The sequence below is a fragment of the Pseudoalteromonas sp. SR43-7 genome, from assembly GCF_014163785.1.
Lineage (GTDB): Bacteria > Pseudomonadota > Gammaproteobacteria > Enterobacterales > Alteromonadaceae > Pseudoalteromonas > Pseudoalteromonas distincta.
This window is the reverse complement of the sequence record NZ_JACJDY010000004.1, coordinates 177,903-195,545: the sequence shown is the minus strand read 5'-3', so window position 1 is coordinate 195,545 and position 17,643 is coordinate 177,903. Positions and strand designations below refer to the sequence as shown.

The following is a 17,643-nucleotide window of genomic DNA, read 5'->3' as shown; positions in this document are numbered from 1 at the left end:
ATCGACCAACCTAAACAAAGTATTTCAATCATTACATTACTCATCACGACAATCTTCATTGGCAAATTCAATTTCAATGGTAGTGTGCACAAAATCAAACTCATCAAGACCTTGGCGAAGTTCGTCTTTAAGTGTTCTCAATTGAGAAACCGAAACATCTTGTTTCAACTCCGCATGTGCCGTCATGACGCTATGTTCACCGTCCAAAGACCAGATATGAAAATGATGTATATCCGCCACATCATCAAATGACATGAGTACTTTACGCACTTCCTCCATCTGCTTAGCATCGGGCGTGGCTTGCAGGAATAACAATAAGGTTTCTTTTAGATTTCTAACTACATTGAATAAAATGAATAACGTGAAGCCAATGGATAAGATAGGATCTAAAATTGGCCATGGCTTAAACATCAGCACGATCGATACGATCAGCACTGCCACCCAACCCAAAACATCTTCAAGCAAATGCCAGTTTAAAATACGTTCGTTTAAGGAATTCCCTTCGCTAAGTTTATACGCAGCAAATCCATTAACGGCGATGCCAAAAATTGACAGGAGTATCATGCCTTCGACTTGCGGCATTTCGGGTGCAGAAAGCCTTGGGATAGCTTCGAATAAGATCCATATTGAGCCAGTCGTTAACACTAACCCGTTAATCAATGCACCAAGAAGTGAAAAGCGTTTATAGCCATAGGAAAATGTATTGGTTGCTTGTTTATCACTGAGTTTATTTAAGCCCCAAGCGGTGCCAATGGATAAACTATCGCCCAAATCATGCACTGCGTCGGCCATAATAGCCGTGCTGTTTGTCAGCCACCCGCCGATAAATTCAATGATAGTGAACATGACATTCAAGAAAAATGCCCAGCCAATACGTTTTGATGCGCTGTTATCACTGTGACTGTGGTTATGATTATGCATGGTTGATTTTGTCCAATATCGCTTGATTTTCAGCACTGATTGGCAGTCGCTTAAAGGGGCTGATGTCAGCGCCACCTGTATTCCCTTTAGGTACAAGGCCGATAGCTGTTTTGGTTGCAGCACCAACTATTCTTATTACTTGTCCAAAAACGGCTCTCCAATCTTTGTTTAGAAGACCGTGTCGCAGCATTTTACAATGAATTAAACAATGATAATAAGTAGAGTGCTGACCAATTACATGCGCATCCTCCAGCGCTGCAAATGCCTGCCTCTCATTATTGTTAGACATTGCATCTGAGTAATCTGTTAATTTGGAATCGATATGTGGCTTAACCGCTTTGTTGTATGTCATAGTGGATCACCCGCTTTACCTTTCTGTACTTCGCTATTAAGTACTTCCTGCTTGGCATCTTTGAGGATCATCCACGCTCCGCGCAGCACGACAATCGACACAATACAGCCGATAACCAAATCCGGTACTCTGCTATCAAGCCATACCACTAAAACTCCGGCGATAATGACACCCATGTTGGCGATGACATCGTTGGCCGAAAAAATCCAGCTGGCTCGCATATGTACTTCGTCGTTTTTATGATTACGAATGATCACCAAGCAAACGACGTTTGCAATTAGTGCAATGAACCCCATTCCTATCATTAGTGATGAGATAGGCTCACTGCCCAAGAATAACCTTCTGGTAATATCAATAAGAATAATTACGCCCAGCAATAGCTGAAAGTAACCACTGATTTTCGCAGCTTTGGCTTTGTGAAGTATAGATTTGCCCACAGCATAAATACCTATGCCGTATACAACGGCATCCGCTAGCATGTCCATAGAGTCTGCTATTAAAGCAGTAGAGTCAGCCAAAATACCCACGGTCATCTCAACGAAAAACATCGTCGCATTGATGCCGAGCAGCCAATACAGAACCCGTTTTTGTGAGGCATCTTTGATTTCCACTTCACAGCCGCAACCACTCATTGTTCAACTCTTATTCCCAAAACTATAGGTACAGTGTAAAGTCTATACCTAGTATAGAGTCAACAACACAAAGGCACGTTTATGAAAATAGGTGAGCTATCAAAAAAAAGTGGGTGTTCTATTCAGACGATCCGTTTTTATGAAAAACAGGATTTGTTTGAGGCTTGCAATCGCAGTGAAGGCAACTACAGAATTTACGACGCATCATCGTTGAGAGCACTGCGATTCATTAAACAATGTCGCTCATTAGATTTGACCATAATAGAAATTAAACAGCTGTTGGATACAAAAAATAATCCCGATAAAAGTTGTTCTAGTGTGAACAATTTGATCCATCAACATATGGTTGACGTCACGCATCGCATTGCAGAGCTTGAGGAGCTAAAGGCTACCCTATCTGAGATAGCCTCGGCATGCACAGATGATAGAAAAGTTAAAGAATGTGGGGTATTGCAGTTGCTTGAAGAGTGATACTTATATCTACAAGTCTTGTAGTTTACGTTTGCCTAAGGTTTCATAATTGTACATGGTTCGCTGATTGATATTAGATAAAGAATAAATAGCTATGTCCGCATTTTTGGGCTAAGCAGTCGTTCGACTGAGGTAGGTCGAATGTCCGTTGATCGCTCTTTTGAGGCATTCGCCTCAACACGTTTTGGGGCAGAAACGAGTTAATCATTAATGACTGCTCCTGGCACTTTTGAGAAGTTCAGCTGTGAGCGAATAACAGACGTTCATTTTATTACGAGTTTGGACTGAAATGATTTCCAAAAACACAGCAAGCAGTGGTAGTTGAGTTGTAGATTGTTCTCAATCAAACAGCAAGGCTAAAAATCAATTTCAACAAGCTTTATGCGATTTAACTAAACCACCTCTATAAAGTAGTGCATTTTAATTTAATAACTTTGAGTTAATCATTGTTTGTGATTTACTATATTCTCAATAAATAGAAGGAGCTTTTATGAGCGAAGGACTTGTAACATTTTTCAAATATAATTCATTGGGCTTTGCTCGTAGAGCTGATGATTACTTCGAACCTTTGAGTATGGATGTAATGCTCAACTCCTTACAAAAATGGTTTCAAGACAGAATCTCTTTAGAAGATACGCTGCTGTGGGATGACCAAACAGTCGGCTACAGTAACCGTAAAAAAGTGTATTTAAAGGCTTTAGAGCGTGATGAGGAAACAGGCGATTACATGCTTGTCCTTTGGCGTGCAATTGGCCAGGGAAATGGCGTATACGGCATTAAGGCTGATGCTGGGCTAGAAGACAATAACCTTTATAATGCTGACGATAACGTTGGTAACGACCGTGTTATTTGGGGAGAGGCCGCTTATTACTGGTTTATTCCGTCGTTAGAAATTTTCTCCTCTATTCGTTTTCCTAATTCTGTTGCAGACACCGAGATTATGAACCGATTCATGCGTGACTATGTCGAGCTGCATAGTGACTTTAGACAAAGAAAAGTCGTAGAGAAAGAGCGCAAAGGCGGTAAAGGTAAGTATCTTTCTATCTCGTTTGCTCCGACTAAGCAAGGCGAGAAAGGTAATTTATGGTTTCAGGCTTATTCTGAACAGTTTAAGAAGCCAACTACTAAATCTGATTTAGAAGATCTGACAGGTAAAATCACGCACTTCGTTAAGCGTGATGTGATTAGCGCTCAGGTCGTACAGCAAGGCGGTTGGACTAATTTATTCAAAGATCTACCTTTTGTATCAAATCAAGTTACGAGAGCTGATAGAAAGGTAGAGGTTAATATTGAGGCTAAGCCGACAGTAAGAGAACTGAAGGAGATGATTGACCTTTACGAACGAGAGTACACAGACGGTGATGACTGGCGAAACATTGGCTTTAAAAAAGAAAACTCAGGTGTTGTCTGGTTAGATAACTTCGTCGTTAAAAGCACTTTATCTGTAAACGACTTAGTAGGTGGTGGTCGTGATGATACAGGGCATTACACAGCAGAGCGTTTGTTTAAAGCGATGGAGTTTTCGCGTGACAAGCTACTGTCAGCCTTTATTGAAGAAGAACAAGAAGAAGCGGTTGGCCAATGATGAAGGCCTTTATTTGGCATGTGGCTTTAGTTTGCTTCATAGGGGTCGTTAGTTGGCTGTTCAGAGGTGACCTAAATTACAACGATATATCGCCAATAGTTAGTATTTTGCAAAATGGGTCAGCTATGATTTTCACTATCATGGGGATTTGGATTGCTTATATTTACCCCCAAGCCATGCGTAAAGTTATTCAACCAAGCTCGTCAGCTATCTTCCCAGACGAAGACAAAAAGCGTGTGCAATTGCTGGTAGGTGTAATCGTTATCTCTGCGGTAATACTGGCGATACTGTTGATAGGTATTTCTATGAAACCATTTTTAGTGAATTCAAGCTTGTACTTGAAAGCGCCTGAACTGTTTTCGTTTGTTGGGCTTAGTATGTTACTTTGTCTTGTCTATGCTCAGTTGTTTTGTATTTATAGCGTAATAGCGTCAAACATTAATTTTATAACTGATTTGGCTAATAAAGAGAATGACCAAAAGCTTAACAAGAAGCTGAACAGAACCAACGAAGATTAGTGGTCAACCCTGTTTAGTGCGGTTTTTTAGTTACTGAAATGGGGTAATATTTTCAGGAGTGTTATGAGCGAATAATATAAATATGTTTTCGCGCTAAGATAGGGAAAGTGTCCTCAGATAAAGCTGTGAGTTTGGCTCGTACATGGATGATTGATTTAAATGTCAAAAATATATAAATACTTTTCAAATGATGTAATAAAACTCGTTTTTCAAAAAGAAGGTTTTTGTGGTGTCAAATGCTCTTTACCGCAGGATTATAATGATCCCTATGAGCTATTTCTTGGGATGGATTTGAACACTCCTGCTGATCAGCTTGCTTTCTATAATGATATTATTTCTGATATTCCACAAAATCCTACAACATGTTTTTCTAAGTCTCCCATTGTTGCCCCTATGTGGGCGCATTATGCAAATAACCATACAGGTTTTGTATTAGAGTTTGATTTAGAGAAGTTGCAGGAACATTTTAAAGGTAACCCTATTTGGGATGTTACCTATAGAGATGCTCCAAGCGAGCATCTTCAACCTATCCTTCAAAGGGCTGCTGTTTTAAAAAAACCACGTCACTCGTATGCCTTACAAGAATATATTTTTGTTGAATCGTATTTTGCTAAATACGATGACTGGAAATATGAGCAAGAATGTAGGCTTGTTGATATGAGAAAGGTTACAGAGAAAGTTGCTGGGAATGATATTTTATATATTCCCTGTGATTTGGTGACTGGTATTATCATTGGTTCAAAATACCCTAAGGAAAACGTTGGCTTAGCACAGGAAATAGCTGAAGAAAATGAATTGACTTGGTATGAGTTAGTCATCGGTAAAAGCTATCCGAAGCCGTATATGAAAAATGAGTCTAATGATGTTTTTACATTCTCTGGTAGCGATATTTTAATTGCGTCCAATACTTGTGAGAGTTGCCAAGAGCCATTATTCGCGAAGGGCGATTTATGTCCTTGGTGCAGCATAACAGAAGCTCATAAGGATGACGCTGTTAGAAGTAACCCATTTAGAATGTTAAGTTCAATGGGGCAACTGGAAAGCTATATGCAATCTATGGGTAAAATAGGGAAATAGTTTTGCTAAACAAAAACTAATAAGTCGTTTAAGAGGACAAAAACAGATAGCTGCTTTCTTTGTCCAATATTTTAGCCAACAATTTTTCGCCTCTTAACGAGGCATCGCCAATGTCCACTTCTGGCACATATGCGACTGTCAGATTTGATCAAAAACTAAAAATCAAACCTGACAGATTAAGTTAAGACTTCTTCATATAATTTTTTGGGATAATTGATTTATCCAATTAAGCTAAGATATTCTTGCTCTGTTAACACTTCTACGCCCTTATCTTTTGCGGCATTAATTTTTGTTTCACCAACCTTTTCGCCCGTTACCAAATAGGTCGTGTTACCTGTAACAGACTTAGCTACTTTTGCTCCGAGTGTTTTTGCATGTTTTTCCATGTCTCCACGAGAACCTTGTTGCATGGAGCCAGTAAAAACAACAACGGTTCCAGCAATTGGAGAATTTAAACTTACTCTATCGGACTCCTTAGCCGTAACACTTAATTTAAAGCCAAGATTATAAACCTTAAAAAACTCTTCTCTAATGTTTGCTAGGCCTTCAACGATAGCTTCAGCGCTCAGTTGTGCAAATCCATCTATCTTAACCATATCCTCGACTGATATTTCGAAAAGCTCCACTATAGGACAATGCTGAAGCAATTTCTCGCAGTTCCCACCACCTAATCGACTTACTCCAAAAGCTGAGAGGAAACGCCAATCTTCTATTTCAATCTCACGACTTGCTTGCAGTTGATCTACTAAGTTTTGTGACGTCTTATCACCAAAGCCAAAAGCTAAAAATTTATGTTTAGGAATTTGATATATTTCATGTATATGTTTAATTCCAAAGTTAGTAATCTTTTCTATAACTTTAGGCCCAAAACCATCATTGTTACCTAACGTCTTGAAAAAATGTATTAAAGTGTTTTCGGTTTGGGCTGGACAATCACTTTTGTTAGGACAAATTAAATGATCTGACTCCCACAAGAGCTTCGAGCCGCAACTAGGGCAATTATCCGGGAGTTGAACCTCAGATTCCTTAATAACTCTTTCAATTTTTGGTATTACAAGACCACTTCTGACTATTTCAACTATTGCACCGGAGCCAATTTTTTTGGTTTTAACCATATTATAATGATGGACAGTAACCCTCTTAATTGTTACACCACTTAATTTTGTAGGAACTAACTCAGCTACAGGAGATATGCGACCAGTCCTTGAAGTTTGCGGTGTTATGCTTATCACTTTTACTTCAGCAGAATCTTCATTAACTTTAAAAGCAATTTGCCACCTATGGCTCTTTCTTGTAGCGCCCATATACTCTTTCAAGTCTTCATGAGTTGTTTCAAGAATGACACCATCGATATCAAAATCTACAGCTTTCCATATTTCTTCAACTATTGACTCGAAATTTTCAATGATTTCAGAAAAGTGAGCTGTTTTGTTTTTAATTAAAGTGAATGGATAAAAAACGCATGCACCATCTTTTATAGCTTTCTGGACGTTTTCGTCTAACTTCTTTTCTGCGATTATAGCTGCTTGTATATTTCTTGAGTTTTCAAAAATATCACTCAATTTACTATCGAAATAACTCTTCTTAATGACTATTTCACCGGGACCTAAACCTCGAACGCCATTTTCTGCAACTTTTAGCCCTCTATCAAATGCCCTTGTGATATCTTGGCCTCTGTAACCATCGCCTCTTGTATATAATTTCTGACCATCATCAAAAGCTGCGTAACCGTCAAGTTTCGGTGTTACTCTTAAATAAATATCTTTTTCTGAAATATTAATTTCTTGAGCCGCTTTCAAGATCCTTTTCAACCATTTTTCTATATCTTCTTTTGAATAAGCTTTTTCTGTTGAAAGCATTCTTTGCGGTAATTCTACTGTTTTTGCTTCTGCAAGAGCTTCAGGTTCAGGTTCAACTTTATTAAGGTATGGGTGAAGGTGATTAATACTTCTTAGCATAGAAATATATAAATCATATTGTTCATCTGTTATGACTTGAAGACCTACTCTATAAAGAGCGTTTGATGCTTTTAAGATTTGTACTAATTCATCTGAATCTAAGTTTGATTTATCAAAAAGACTAATTAACTCATTTGGCTTAATTTCTTTATCTATTTTTTTTAGAGTGTCTATTTGCTCATTACTGAAAGTGGCTTTTAACATTACAAGATATCCTTAATGGGCTGCTGTCGATAGAAGATTTAAAGAAGATTTGCCATCGGAAAAATGATTATTCATATAGTAACTTCTTATTTGATGATTCCTACTTGAAACAAACTTACTTAAGGTGACACTCACATCTCCAGCACGGCGAATAATAACTGTATCACCTACTTTTACGCCTAAACGTGCAACTTCATCACTGTTATGAAGCGTTGCATTTGATACGGTAACGCCACCCACAAAAACAGGCTTCAAACGTGCAACCGGTGTAATGGCGCCAGTACGACCGACTTGAAAATCAACATCAAGTAGTTGGGTTATTTCCTCTTGCGCCGGAAATTTATACGCAATAGCCCAGCGGGGAGCTCGTGCCACAAAGCCTAAACGCTCTTGTAAGGCCTTTTGGTTTATTTTTATTACTACGCCATCAATTTCATATTTAAGCTCGCCACGGCGCGTTAAAATATCGCTGTAGTACTCAAGCGCGGCTTTAGGACCTTCAACTAATTTTGTCTCTGGGCACAGTGGCAACCCCCAGTCAGTTAACTTTTCTAACTGCTGATAGTGATCCTCAGGAATACTGCCATCAGCTACAAGCCCGGTACTATAGGCATAAAACATGAGTGGGCGTTTAGCTGTAATTTTAGAGTCGAGTTGACGCAAACTCCCCGCGGCTGCATTACGCGGGTTAACAAATACTTTTTCACCGCGTTTTTGCGCTTCAGTATTTAATTTATCAAAGCCAGCGCTGTCCATAAATACTTCGCCGCGCACTTCAAGCTCTTTTGGGTAATCACCACGTAACTTAAGCGGTACATTACGAATGGTTTTAACATTTTGAGTAATGTTTTCACCGGTAAAACCATCACCTCGCGTAGCCGCTTGTACAAGCACACCATCACGATAAATAATTGATACGGCTAATCCATCAAGTTTTGGCTCACAACAAAAAGTAAGCTCATCAGTACTCATTAAGCGCTCTTTTATACGACGATTAAACGCAGTGAACTCTTCTTCACTAAAGGCGTTATCAAGTGAGAGCATGGGTACTTGGTGCGCTACTTGCTCAAATTTACTCAGTGCGGCACCGCCTACTTTTTGTGTCGGAGAGTCGGCGGTTAAAAATTCAGGGTGCTGCATCTCTAGTGCGCTTAATTCGCGTAATAACCTATCGTATTCAGAATCAGGAATACTGGGGGTGTCGAGCACATAATAGTTATAGTTGTGTTGCTCTAATGTAGTACGAAGATGATTAATTTGCTCACTAATGCTGCTAGACATTTAAACCTCAATAAACATAAAAAAAGCCACTTTGACGATTCACCGTCCAGTGGCTTATAAAAATATAATGTATGCGTTATTTACGCTGAAAAAGAACGAACCTGTTCAACATATTGCCTGATGCGCTCTACTGTCATTTCATTTCGCTCAGCATCTAAAATTTGTGCACCAAATTCATCCGCTAACTTTTTAGCTGCGCTGTGCAACATATTAAATGCCGCTAGACCATCGCCGTCGCACGGTAACGTCATAAATAAGCTTACCCCAGCGGTACTAAACTGTTCCATATTATCAATATCAAACGTACCTGGGTTATACATATTTACTAATCTAAATAAAACAGGGCCTTGGCCAGCCGGATCTAAGTGGCGATTAAAAAAACCTTCCTCAGAATATTTAAAACCTAAAGTATTAACTGCTGGTAATAATTTACTGCCCTGCATACTAAGCTCTTCTGGCATTTGAATATGCACAATAACAAAGTCAGACATTTGAGTAGGCGCTTCTTCAGCACTTTGATCTTTTGTTTCAAGATCATCAACTATCTCTAGGTCGTCTTCAATTGGTGTTTCTGGCACGCTTGTATCAATTTGCGGCTCATTTGCATCAAAGTTAAGCTCGCCAAATTGTGGCTCATCACGTTCGTCTTGCATTGGCTCTTTTGGCTCAGCCTCAGTACGAAACGGTTTAGATGAAGCTGGTGCGCTTTGTTGTAATGGCTCAACCCGTTCATTATCCGATACTTCTGGGCGGTCTTTTTTTCTAACTGACCACAATCCATGTATTAATAAACCACCAATGACAATTACACTGATAACGATTAAAACCCATCTTAATTGTTCGGCCATCCCCTCACCTTTTATTATTTGATATGCCTAAAACCTGTATATTAATGAAAAACTAATACACTTGTTATAAAAATTTATGCGTGTGCAAGTTGCACAGCTTGCTCTATATCTACAGCAACCATACGCGATACGCCAGGTTCTGCCATAGTAACACCTGTTAATCTACCTGCCATTTCCATCGCAATTTTATTATGACTAATATAAATAAACTGCACTGATTGTGACATTTCTTCAACCAAACGGCAAAAACGCACAACGTTGGCATCATCTAGTGGTGCATCTACTTCGTCCAGCATACAGAAAGGAGCTGGATTGAGCCTGAATATAGAAAACACTAATGATAATGCGGTCAGCGCTTTTTCTCCACCACTTAACAAATGAATTGTTGAATTTTTCTTACCCGGTGGTCGTGCCATTATACTAACACCACTTTCGAGTAAATCGTCACTGGTTAATTCTAAATACGCGCTCCCACCACCAAAAACTTTAGGAAATAGCTCAGCAAAGTCTTCGTTAACTTGATCGAACGTCGCTTTAAAGCGTGTTTTGGTCTCACTATCAATTTTACGAATTGCACCTTCAAGGGTGCTTAACGCTTTTGTTAAATCATCTAATTGATTATCAAGATAATCACTACGTGCTTTGGCTAAATCAAACTCTTCTATTGCCGCCAAGTTTACTGCACCTAATTTATCTAACTGATTAGTAAATCCTGTTAACTGATTTTGTGCTGCACTTAAATTTAATGAATCTGGTAATTCATCAAGTATTGCTTTTAAGCTTTGTCTCAACTCTTCTAATGGCTCAAGCGCAACTTGCGCTTTTATTACTAAGCTTTGTTCTTCAATTGTTAGCTTTTGGTGCTGCTCTTGCAAGCCCACCAGCTCACCTTGTGAATTTTTAAGGCTTATTTGCTTAGTGTTTAAGCTCTCTTTCGCCTGAGCTAATTCTTTTTGTAGCAATACTAATGCCTGCTCACCTTTTTGATGCTGTGCTAAAAGCTGCGTAATTTTATCGCTAAGTTCTTGCTCTGGTATCAGCAGCTCTTCTATTTCACTAAGTAGTTCTTGCGCACCTTCTGATGCACTAACGTGCTCTTGCTCTGCATGGCTCAATTTGGTTTGGCTTAACTGCCATTCACTGCGTGCCTTTTGCTCTGAGAGCGTTGCCTTATGTGCTTGTGTTTTATATTGCTCAAGCATGCTTAATGCTTCGCTATAACTTTTATCACTTTGTGAGCGCAAGCTATTTGCAGCGTCTACTTCATCCGCTAAGTTAAGTTGCTGCTCATTTAACACTTCAAATTGCTCTGTTTGCTCATCAAGCACGGTATTTAATTGTAAAAGCTGAGCGGTTAATTGCTGTTTTTGTTGCTGTAGCTTTTCTAGTTGTAACTTAAATTGTGCTACTTGCTGCACAAGCATGTCGCTGCGCGTACTGGCTACCGCTATATTTTGCGCAAGCTCATGTATGGCTTCTTTTAGCTCGCTTTGCTCGTTAACTAACTTTATTTGCTCAGCTGTATGTTCGTCACGAGTGTGTGTTACTTGTTGTAACTCGTCCTCGGTATTATTTAATTGCTGCGCTTTATCTTGCAATTGCTTATGCTTTAACAGTAATGAGTTTTCTGCATTACATTCAGCACTTACATGCCAATTACGACCATATAAAGCACCGTTTTTATCCATAACGGCTGTATAAAAACTATCTTTTAGTATTTCTAAATCACCGCTTTCACTATAAGCAATACGTGCTAAATGCTCTGGATAAACACCGCTTGTTATATATGTAGCTAAGCTATTTGTTGGCACACTTTTATCACTATTTGGCCAAACACTGTTATCAGCTTGCTGCTCACTTACATTTAAATGCTCTAAAGATTTAAGTGCTTGCTCTATTAGAAGCTCAAAGCCTTCTTTAACACTTAGCTGATTAAACAAACCATTAGTACGTTCACTTTTCTCATCAAGCCCTAATGTACTTTTAAGCCCCGTTATACTGGCTTTTAACTCGTTTATTGTTTGAGTGAGCGTCGAATATTGTTTTTGTGAGTTATTAACAAGCTCATTTTGCACCTCAAGCTTAGCAGTGCACTTCGTATGTGCTGTTTGTTTAGCGGCAAGCTCTTGAGTTAATGTTTGTGTTTGCTGTGTTTGCTGTATTAACTGTTGCTCTACATCACTACTTTGTAGCTCGTTAAGCTGAACAGTTAACTGATCAATTTGTTCGTTAACATGATCAATTTGCTGCTGAGTTTGTTTAATGTGACTACTATGTAGTTGCACGTTATTATTAAGCTGTTGCTGTTGCTCACACAAAGCTTGCCAATGAGTATGGTGGCGCTGCTTAAGTGCTAATAATTCCTCAAGTTCATGCGTTAACCCACTAACTTGCTCTTCACATACTAAGGCGTTTTCACTTGCCTCTTGCAGGGCTTCATTAAGTTGCTCGCACACAATTTGCTGCTGCGATTTTACCTCAGCACTTTGGATTTGGCGTTGCTGTAATTTAATTAAACTTTGTTTAAGCGTTTGGGTTTGCTGCTTTACATTGATTTGTTGTTGCTCAGCGCGAGTAAGCTCGGTGTGTATTACATGTTGCTGATGCTGTGCATCGCTTAGTTTATCTTGCTGGGCTTGTACTTGCCCTTCTAAGCTTGCAAGTACATCGTCATGCCCTGAGTTAGCGGTTTTAAAAAACAAAATTTGATCATTAAGTTTTTTAATTTGGGCACTTTTTTCAAGTTGCTGCTGATGTAACTTTTGCCATTTTAAAACGGCAATTTGGCCTTTTAGCATGCGTTCTTGTGCTTTTAATTCGCGGTATTTTTTTGCATCAACCGACTGCACAGCCAATTTATCGAGCTGGCTTTGTAGTTCTTTACGCACATCTAACAAACGTTCAAGATTTTCGCGAGTGCTTTTTATACGAGTTTGTGTTTCGTGGCGGCGCTCTTTGTATTTAGAAACGCCTGCGGCTTCTTCTAAAAATACGCGCAGCTCTTGTGGTTTACTCTCTATTAAGCGCGAGATCATCCCTTGCTCAATAATTGCGTAACTACGTGGACCAAGACCGGTGCCTAAAAATATATCGGTAATATCGCGCTTACGGCATTTACTGCCATTTAAAAAATACAGTGACTGTCCGTCGCGCGTTACTAAACGCTTAATAGCAATTTGGTTTCGATCGGCAAATGTGTTTGAAGGACTTCCTTTATCGTTATCAAAAACAAGCTCTACAGAGGCTTGTGATATGGCTTTTCGATTAGTTGAGCCATTAAAAATAACGTCGGTCATGGCATCGCCACGCAGGTTTTTAGCAGAGCTTTCACCTAGCACCCATCGTACTGCATCAATAACGTTAGATTTGCCACAGCCATTGGGGCCAACAACACACGTCATTTGATCAGGAAATGGAATTTTAGTGGGCTCTACAAACGATTTAAAGCCCGCTAATTTAATAGTGCTTAAGCGCATCTTATTGTTATTACCGATTATTATTGTTATTGATTACAAACAATTTAACTCATTAACAGTTAAATTGTTAAGCTTGACGTTTAAAATTATCTAAAATAATACCGGTCGCCATTGCAACATTAAGCGACTCTGCACCACCAAAAGCGGGAATGGTGATTTTATTAGTTACTAACTTTGCACATGTCTCGCGTATTCCATGCGACTCACTACCCATTAGTAAAACGCCTGAGCTCATAAATTGGGTTTTATGCACGCTTTGCCCATCTAAAAAAGCACCGTAAACAGGTAAATTTAAAGACTGTAGATAATCAGGTAAATCTACTTGGCTTACCGATACCCTTACAAATGAGCCCATTGTGGCGCTAATTGTTTTTGGGTTGTAAGCGTCTGCGCTGTCGGTGCTAGTTACTATATGTTTAATACCGTACCAGTCTGCCACTCTTATTATTGTGCCTAAATTACCAGGGTCTGATACGCCATCAAGTGCGAGTATTAAACCACTTGCTTGTGGTAAAGCTGCCTTTGGCATATCAACAATAGCAATGGCTGCATTATTGCTAACTAGCGTGCTGGCTTTGGTGAGGGTCTCTTCATCAGCTTCTATAAAGTTAGCTTGCGGATACTTAACTTGGTACGCATTTATAAATTCGTTTGTAGCAAAAATATTAACCACATTTAATGGGCTGTTTAATAACTCAAGTACGTTTTTCTCACCCTGTACAAGGTATTGATTATATTGCTTTCGGTACTTTTTTTGGCCAAGTTGGCGAATAAGTTTGAGTTGGTTTTTTGAAATCATAACAGCCCCATAAAATTATCCAGCAAGTATAACAGATTTCACTATAACATCTGAACTCGAAAAGCAGCGAATGGGGCTAATTTATCTTACTCGCACTTCTTTCAAAGGTCAGATTAATGCGAATAAACATGCCTTTTATTGCCTCTAATTGATTTGAATCGTCCACCGTCTGAGCCAATTCCCCATAAAGATTATCTGACGCTTGCTTAAACTTATTATTAAACTTGCCCTTGGTTGCCAACATAAATGCATCGGCTAATGTACGCTGCCACTCATTTAAATACTTTAGCTTTGTATTACCAGCCAAATTTTCACAAATTGAGTTTAAACGTACCGACGCATGCCCTAAATTTAGAGCGGTTAGTGCAAGATCAGTAATTACGCGTGAGTGTGAACCTTGATCGTAATTAGTTAGGCGAATTAACCTATCGGCCATGCGGCGGTTATACCAAATACTTGGGGTTGGATGGTTATTTATTTCGAGTAAATCTTTATAAGTGGCCTTAAAAACACGATGAACAAGTAATTGTACACTTGGTCCTGTAAATAACTGAAAAATCCAAAATAAAATACTCACCCCCGCAAAGATTGCCATTGCAGAGCTAAGTGTGTAATCGATTGAAAACGCAAGGCTCATATCGGTACTGGGTCTTACCAAAATCGTAAATGGGATACAAAACCCCAAGCCATATGGCAATGTTTGTTGATCAGCTAGCAGCAGTAAACCCAAAAAATAAGGCCCTGCTAATACAAGTAGCAATATTTCTAATTGCCCACCACTTTGTGATAATAAATTGAGTGCGTAAAAAATAGTTACAATAGCAGCAACCACCACGCCTACCAATAAACGCTTTATTACCACCTGTAAAATAGCTAACGGTATTCTCGCCAACATTATCGAAAATATGACCGGTAAAATCATAATTAATAATGCAGCAGAAGAGCCTGTATTAATCCAAATAAATGCGCCGATAGAAAATACCAAAGCAGTTCTAAATCCAACAATAATGCCAGCTAATGGGTCGCGATATGTAAGCATACTGGGTGCATTTAATAATGTATTATCACGCTCTTCTAACGCTCTGTATGCGCGTAGTAAAATTGTTAAGTCGGCTGCTACTTCTAAGCTCACATTGAGCATCTGAGATTCAAATGGCGAATCACACACCGTATTTGCTCTATAGTCGGTTAGCTCTTTACGCAGCGTTTTAACTTGTTCGGCGCAGTAATCAAAATCGTCAGACTCTTTAATTTGCGCAAATACGTGCTTAAGTTTACTTATTAATTTATCTAAAGTTGGTGTAATAAGGTCTTCGTGGTTTCGCTGTAGGCGGCCAATTATTTGAATTAAGGCCAATAAAGAAAGTACTTTTTGCGACAACTGATTTGCAGCACGCGAGCGCCCTGGACCTTTTGGTCCTTCGTACCTTACTGCGCTGGAATCTTCGTTTATTGATCCCAATGTTGCCATAATGCCATCTATTTGCTGGTGACGGTTTTCGTGCGAGCCCTTAGAATCAAGCTCAATAACTAAATAATGTAACGTTTGATTTATAACCGACCGCGCTTGTACTTGTAGTAAATTTTTAACCTTTACAGGCCAAAATAGATGACTCACAAGCCCAGCACATACAGAACCTATTATTATTTCGCTTACTCGCGCTTGTGCAATATCAAATATACTTTGGCTGCTCACCATTGCCGGAGTAACCATGACTAAAAGCACAATAATGGCGGCTGTTACACCGGCCATAGCAAACGCATACACAAAGTTTGCTTGGCGTACCATTGCCGATAACGAAGAGTTCACCCCCAACCATAATGCCAGTGCACCGAGCGCTAAATAAGGGTAGAGAATTAACTGAGTTAAAAGCAATATGCCAAATAAACCGCCCACTATGGTGCCTATTATTTGGCATATTGCTTTTTCAATAACCAATCCGCTTTGCGGGCGTAATTGCAAAAAAATAGCCGAGACTAACGCCCAATAAGGCCTTTCAAGATTAAGCGACATAGCAATAGTGAGCGCCATCACCATGGCTATAACGCCCTTAGTCGCAAAAATAATTGCCTGTTTTTTAGGAAAAAACAAATTTTGTAATACAACGCCCACTGTATTCCCCTTAACGTGTAGCGAGATGTATAGTGGCGGTCATTCCTGCGCTAAGCTGTGTATTTTCGGGCAACGAATCTAACTTAATATCAACAGGAATACGTTGCGATAAACGCACCCAATTAAATGTTTGTTGCACTTGCGGTAAAAGCTGACCGTTACTTTGTGTATTCGTATTTGCAATGGCTTTACCTACACTCACTACATGCCCTGTTAATTGCTTACCACCACTTAAAAGGGCTATTTTAGCTTTTTGATCAGGATAAATAAGCGGTATTTTACTCTCTTCAAAGTAACCCGTTACATAAAATGAATCTGACTGAACAATAGCAAAAACAGGTGTGCCTTGAGCAACATAGTTACCTTGGCGTAAATTCAAATTAATTATTTGCCCTGATGCAGGCGCAACAATTTTAGTTCTATCAACATTTAACTGCGCAATTGTTTGCTCTGTCTTGGCTAGGTTATAATTTGCCTCAGCAATTTTAGTATTAATACGTGTTGATTCTAGCGTTTCTTCACTAATTGCCTGTTGAGTGTTTAGCTCAACACGTCTTTCGTATTTATGTTTAGCAAGTTCCCATGTATACAATGCGTTTTCTGTGTTTGCTTTACTTTTATCAAGCGCTGCTTGATAACGCTTTTTATCAACATTAAAAAGTACTTCGCCTTTTTGTACGTTTTGACCATCTTTAATATTTAAAGCAGTTACCCAACCCGACACGTCTGGAGCAACCGTGACAATATCGGCTCGAATACGCCCATCACGCGTCCAAGGAGTATGCATGTAGTCAGTCCATACCCAACGCCCAGCAAAAACCGCAGCTATAACAACCAAGATAGTAAAAGTAATACGCAGATATTTAATCATTCAATTTATCTTCCACTTAGTAATACCAACCCGCAATAATACTTGAGTAATTTGAGGGCTTAAACCTGACGCTAACTGTGTTAAAAATTTCTGATATAGAACAACTAAATAACGAAATTTTTGCCTTGTTATCGACACGGTTTTCTTACCTCAAAATAGCTCAATTAATTAAGCAAATTGGTATAAATAGACGGCGAGTGCCAAGTAACAAACAAATAGTGACACCTCAAACCAAGCCACTTTCCAAATACGGTCATGCCAATCTAGTCGATGCAAAGCAAAACGAGTCAACGCCGTTAAAATAAATGCTATTGGGAAGTAAACAATCAGCGGGCTAAACTCTAATCCCCCTAACACGACTGCTTGGAACATAATAAATATCCTAATGTTATTTAAAGCGATGATAAAAGCTGTAAAACCTAAATAAATTTACATCCGCACTACTCTTACAATCTATTATTTTGGCATATAAATCAATTAGCTTAATTGTACGTAGGTGTGCTTAATACATAATTAATGCCATTACATTTAAGCAGC

Annotated in this window: 14 protein-coding genes and 1 pseudogene; 4 read left to right on the top strand and 11 right to left on the bottom strand. The window is 39.1% G+C overall.

Annotated elements, in window-relative coordinates:
- Nucleotides 1-36: 36 nt before the first annotated feature.
- From H5087_RS04900 to H5087_RS04890, 3 genes are read right to left on the bottom strand one after another with little or no spacing between them, the layout of a single operon-like run.
- The gene (locus H5087_RS04900) at nt 37-921 is read right to left on the bottom strand and encodes a cation diffusion facilitator family transporter (RefSeq protein ID WP_182671360.1); all 885 of its coding nucleotides are present in this window, start codon (nt 919-921) and stop codon (nt 37-39) included.
- Nucleotides 914-1,273, bottom strand: coding sequence for a DUF3703 domain-containing protein (locus tag H5087_RS04895; RefSeq protein ID WP_182671359.1), 360 nt, complete (start codon nt 1,271-1,273; stop codon nt 914-916). Before H5087_RS04895 ends, H5087_RS04900 begins: the two co-directional genes overlap by 8 nt.
- Nucleotides 1,270-1,905 (bottom strand): cation transporter, encoded by a 636-nt coding sequence (locus H5087_RS04890; protein WP_182671358.1) that lies wholly within the window; start codon nt 1,903-1,905, stop codon nt 1,270-1,272. The genes H5087_RS04895 and H5087_RS04890 overlap by 4 nt, the downstream gene beginning before the upstream one ends.
- Before the next feature lie 81 nt (nt 1,906-1,986).
- On the opposite strand from H5087_RS04890, the gene cadR reads away from it, so the two are divergent.
- From cadR to H5087_RS04870, 4 genes are all read left to right on the top strand, one after another.
- Complete coding sequence (cadR, locus tag H5087_RS04885) at nt 1,987-2,376, top strand: Cd(II)/Pb(II)-responsive transcriptional regulator (RefSeq protein WP_182671357.1); 390 nt, start codon at nt 1,987-1,989, stop codon at nt 2,374-2,376.
- A 490-nt stretch (nt 2,377-2,866) separates the two neighbouring features.
- Entirely contained in the window at nt 2,867-3,961 is a 1,095-nt protein-coding gene (locus H5087_RS04880; protein WP_165744480.1) for a hypothetical protein, read from the top strand.
- Nucleotides 3,962-4,086: 125 nt separating this feature from the next.
- Nucleotides 4,087-4,479, top strand: a complete 393-nt coding sequence (locus H5087_RS04875; protein ID WP_206013321.1) for a hypothetical protein — start codon at nt 4,087-4,089, stop codon at nt 4,477-4,479.
- Nucleotides 4,480-4,638: 159 nt separating this feature from the next.
- Entirely contained in the window at nt 4,639-5,556 is a 918-nt protein-coding gene (locus H5087_RS04870) for a DUF2971 domain-containing protein (protein ID WP_182671356.1), read from the top strand.
- Nucleotides 5,557-5,774: 218 nt separating this feature from the next.
- Here the strand turns inward: H5087_RS04870 and H5087_RS04865 are convergent, their stop codons facing one another.
- From H5087_RS04865 to H5087_RS04830, 8 genes and pseudogenes are all read right to left on the bottom strand, one after another.
- Nucleotides 5,775-7,718 (bottom strand): BRCT domain-containing protein, encoded by a 1,944-nt coding sequence (locus H5087_RS04865; protein ID WP_182671355.1) that lies wholly within the window; start codon nt 7,716-7,718, stop codon nt 5,775-5,777.
- A gap of 18 nt (nt 7,719-7,736) precedes the next feature.
- A pseudogene (gene ligA / locus H5087_RS04860) lies at nt 7,737-8,999 on the bottom strand (NAD-dependent DNA ligase LigA); the annotation flags it as partial.
- Nucleotides 9,000-9,079: 80 nt separating this feature from the next.
- The gene (zipA, locus tag H5087_RS04855) at nt 9,080-9,847 is read right to left on the bottom strand and encodes a cell division protein ZipA (protein WP_154903395.1); all 768 of its coding nucleotides are present in this window, start codon (nt 9,845-9,847) and stop codon (nt 9,080-9,082) included.
- Nucleotides 9,848-9,921: 74 nt separating this feature from the next.
- Entirely contained in the window at nt 9,922-13,323 is a 3,402-nt protein-coding gene (locus H5087_RS04850) for a chromosome segregation SMC family protein (protein WP_182671354.1), read from the bottom strand.
- 67 nt (nt 13,324-13,390) lie between these two features.
- Nucleotides 13,391-14,122, bottom strand: a complete 732-nt coding sequence (locus H5087_RS04845) for an RNA methyltransferase (protein ID WP_182671353.1) — start codon at nt 14,120-14,122, stop codon at nt 13,391-13,393.
- 76 nt (nt 14,123-14,198) lie between these two features.
- Entirely contained in the window at nt 14,199-16,235 is a 2,037-nt protein-coding gene (locus H5087_RS04840; protein WP_182671352.1) for an FUSC family protein, read from the bottom strand.
- Nucleotides 16,236-16,245: 10 nt separating this feature from the next.
- On the bottom strand, nt 16,246-17,106 hold the full coding sequence (locus tag H5087_RS04835; protein ID WP_138489375.1) for an HlyD family secretion protein: 861 nt from the start codon (nt 17,104-17,106) through the stop codon (nt 16,246-16,248).
- A 168-nt stretch (nt 17,107-17,274) separates the two neighbouring features.
- Nucleotides 17,275-17,478, bottom strand: coding sequence for a DUF1656 domain-containing protein (locus H5087_RS04830; RefSeq protein WP_024597474.1), 204 nt, complete (start codon nt 17,476-17,478; stop codon nt 17,275-17,277).
- Nucleotides 17,479-17,643 lie beyond the last annotated feature (165 nt).

What these genes read in the sequence shown, in the direction of transcription:
- H5087_RS04900 (WP_182671360.1), bottom strand. Translation starts at nt 921, where the DNA reads ATGCATAATCATAACCACAGTCACAGTGATAACAGCGCATCAAAACGT.
- H5087_RS04875 (WP_206013321.1), top strand. Translation starts at nt 4,087, where the DNA reads ATGATTTTCACTATCATGGGGATTTGGATTGCTTATATTTACCCCCAA.
- H5087_RS04845 (WP_182671353.1), bottom strand. Translation starts at nt 14,122, where the DNA reads ATGATTTCAAAAAACCAACTCAAACTTATTCGCCAACTTGGCCAAAAA.
- H5087_RS04880 (WP_165744480.1), top strand. Translation starts at nt 2,867, where the DNA reads ATGAGCGAAGGACTTGTAACATTTTTCAAATATAATTCATTGGGCTTT.
- H5087_RS04870 (WP_182671356.1), top strand. Translation starts at nt 4,639, where the DNA reads ATGTCAAAAATATATAAATACTTTTCAAATGATGTAATAAAACTCGTT.
- H5087_RS04890 (WP_182671358.1), bottom strand. Translation starts at nt 1,905, where the DNA reads ATGAGTGGTTGCGGCTGTGAAGTGGAAATCAAAGATGCCTCACAAAAA.
- H5087_RS04865 (WP_182671355.1), bottom strand. Translation starts at nt 7,718, where the DNA reads ATGTTAAAAGCCACTTTCAGTAATGAGCAAATAGACACTCTAAAAAAA.
- H5087_RS04850 (WP_182671354.1), bottom strand. Translation starts at nt 13,323, where the DNA reads ATGCGCTTAAGCACTATTAAATTAGCGGGCTTTAAATCGTTTGTAGAG.
- H5087_RS04835 (WP_138489375.1), bottom strand. Translation starts at nt 17,106, where the DNA reads ATGATTAAATATCTGCGTATTACTTTTACTATCTTGGTTGTTATAGCT.
- H5087_RS04830 (WP_024597474.1), bottom strand. Translation starts at nt 17,478, where the DNA reads ATGTTCCAAGCAGTCGTGTTAGGGGGATTAGAGTTTAGCCCGCTGATT.
- zipA (WP_154903395.1), bottom strand. Translation starts at nt 9,847, where the DNA reads ATGGCCGAACAATTAAGATGGGTTTTAATCGTTATCAGTGTAATTGTC.
- H5087_RS04895 (WP_182671359.1), bottom strand. Translation starts at nt 1,273, where the DNA reads ATGACATACAACAAAGCGGTTAAGCCACATATCGATTCCAAATTAACA.
- cadR (WP_182671357.1), top strand. Translation starts at nt 1,987, where the DNA reads ATGAAAATAGGTGAGCTATCAAAAAAAAGTGGGTGTTCTATTCAGACG.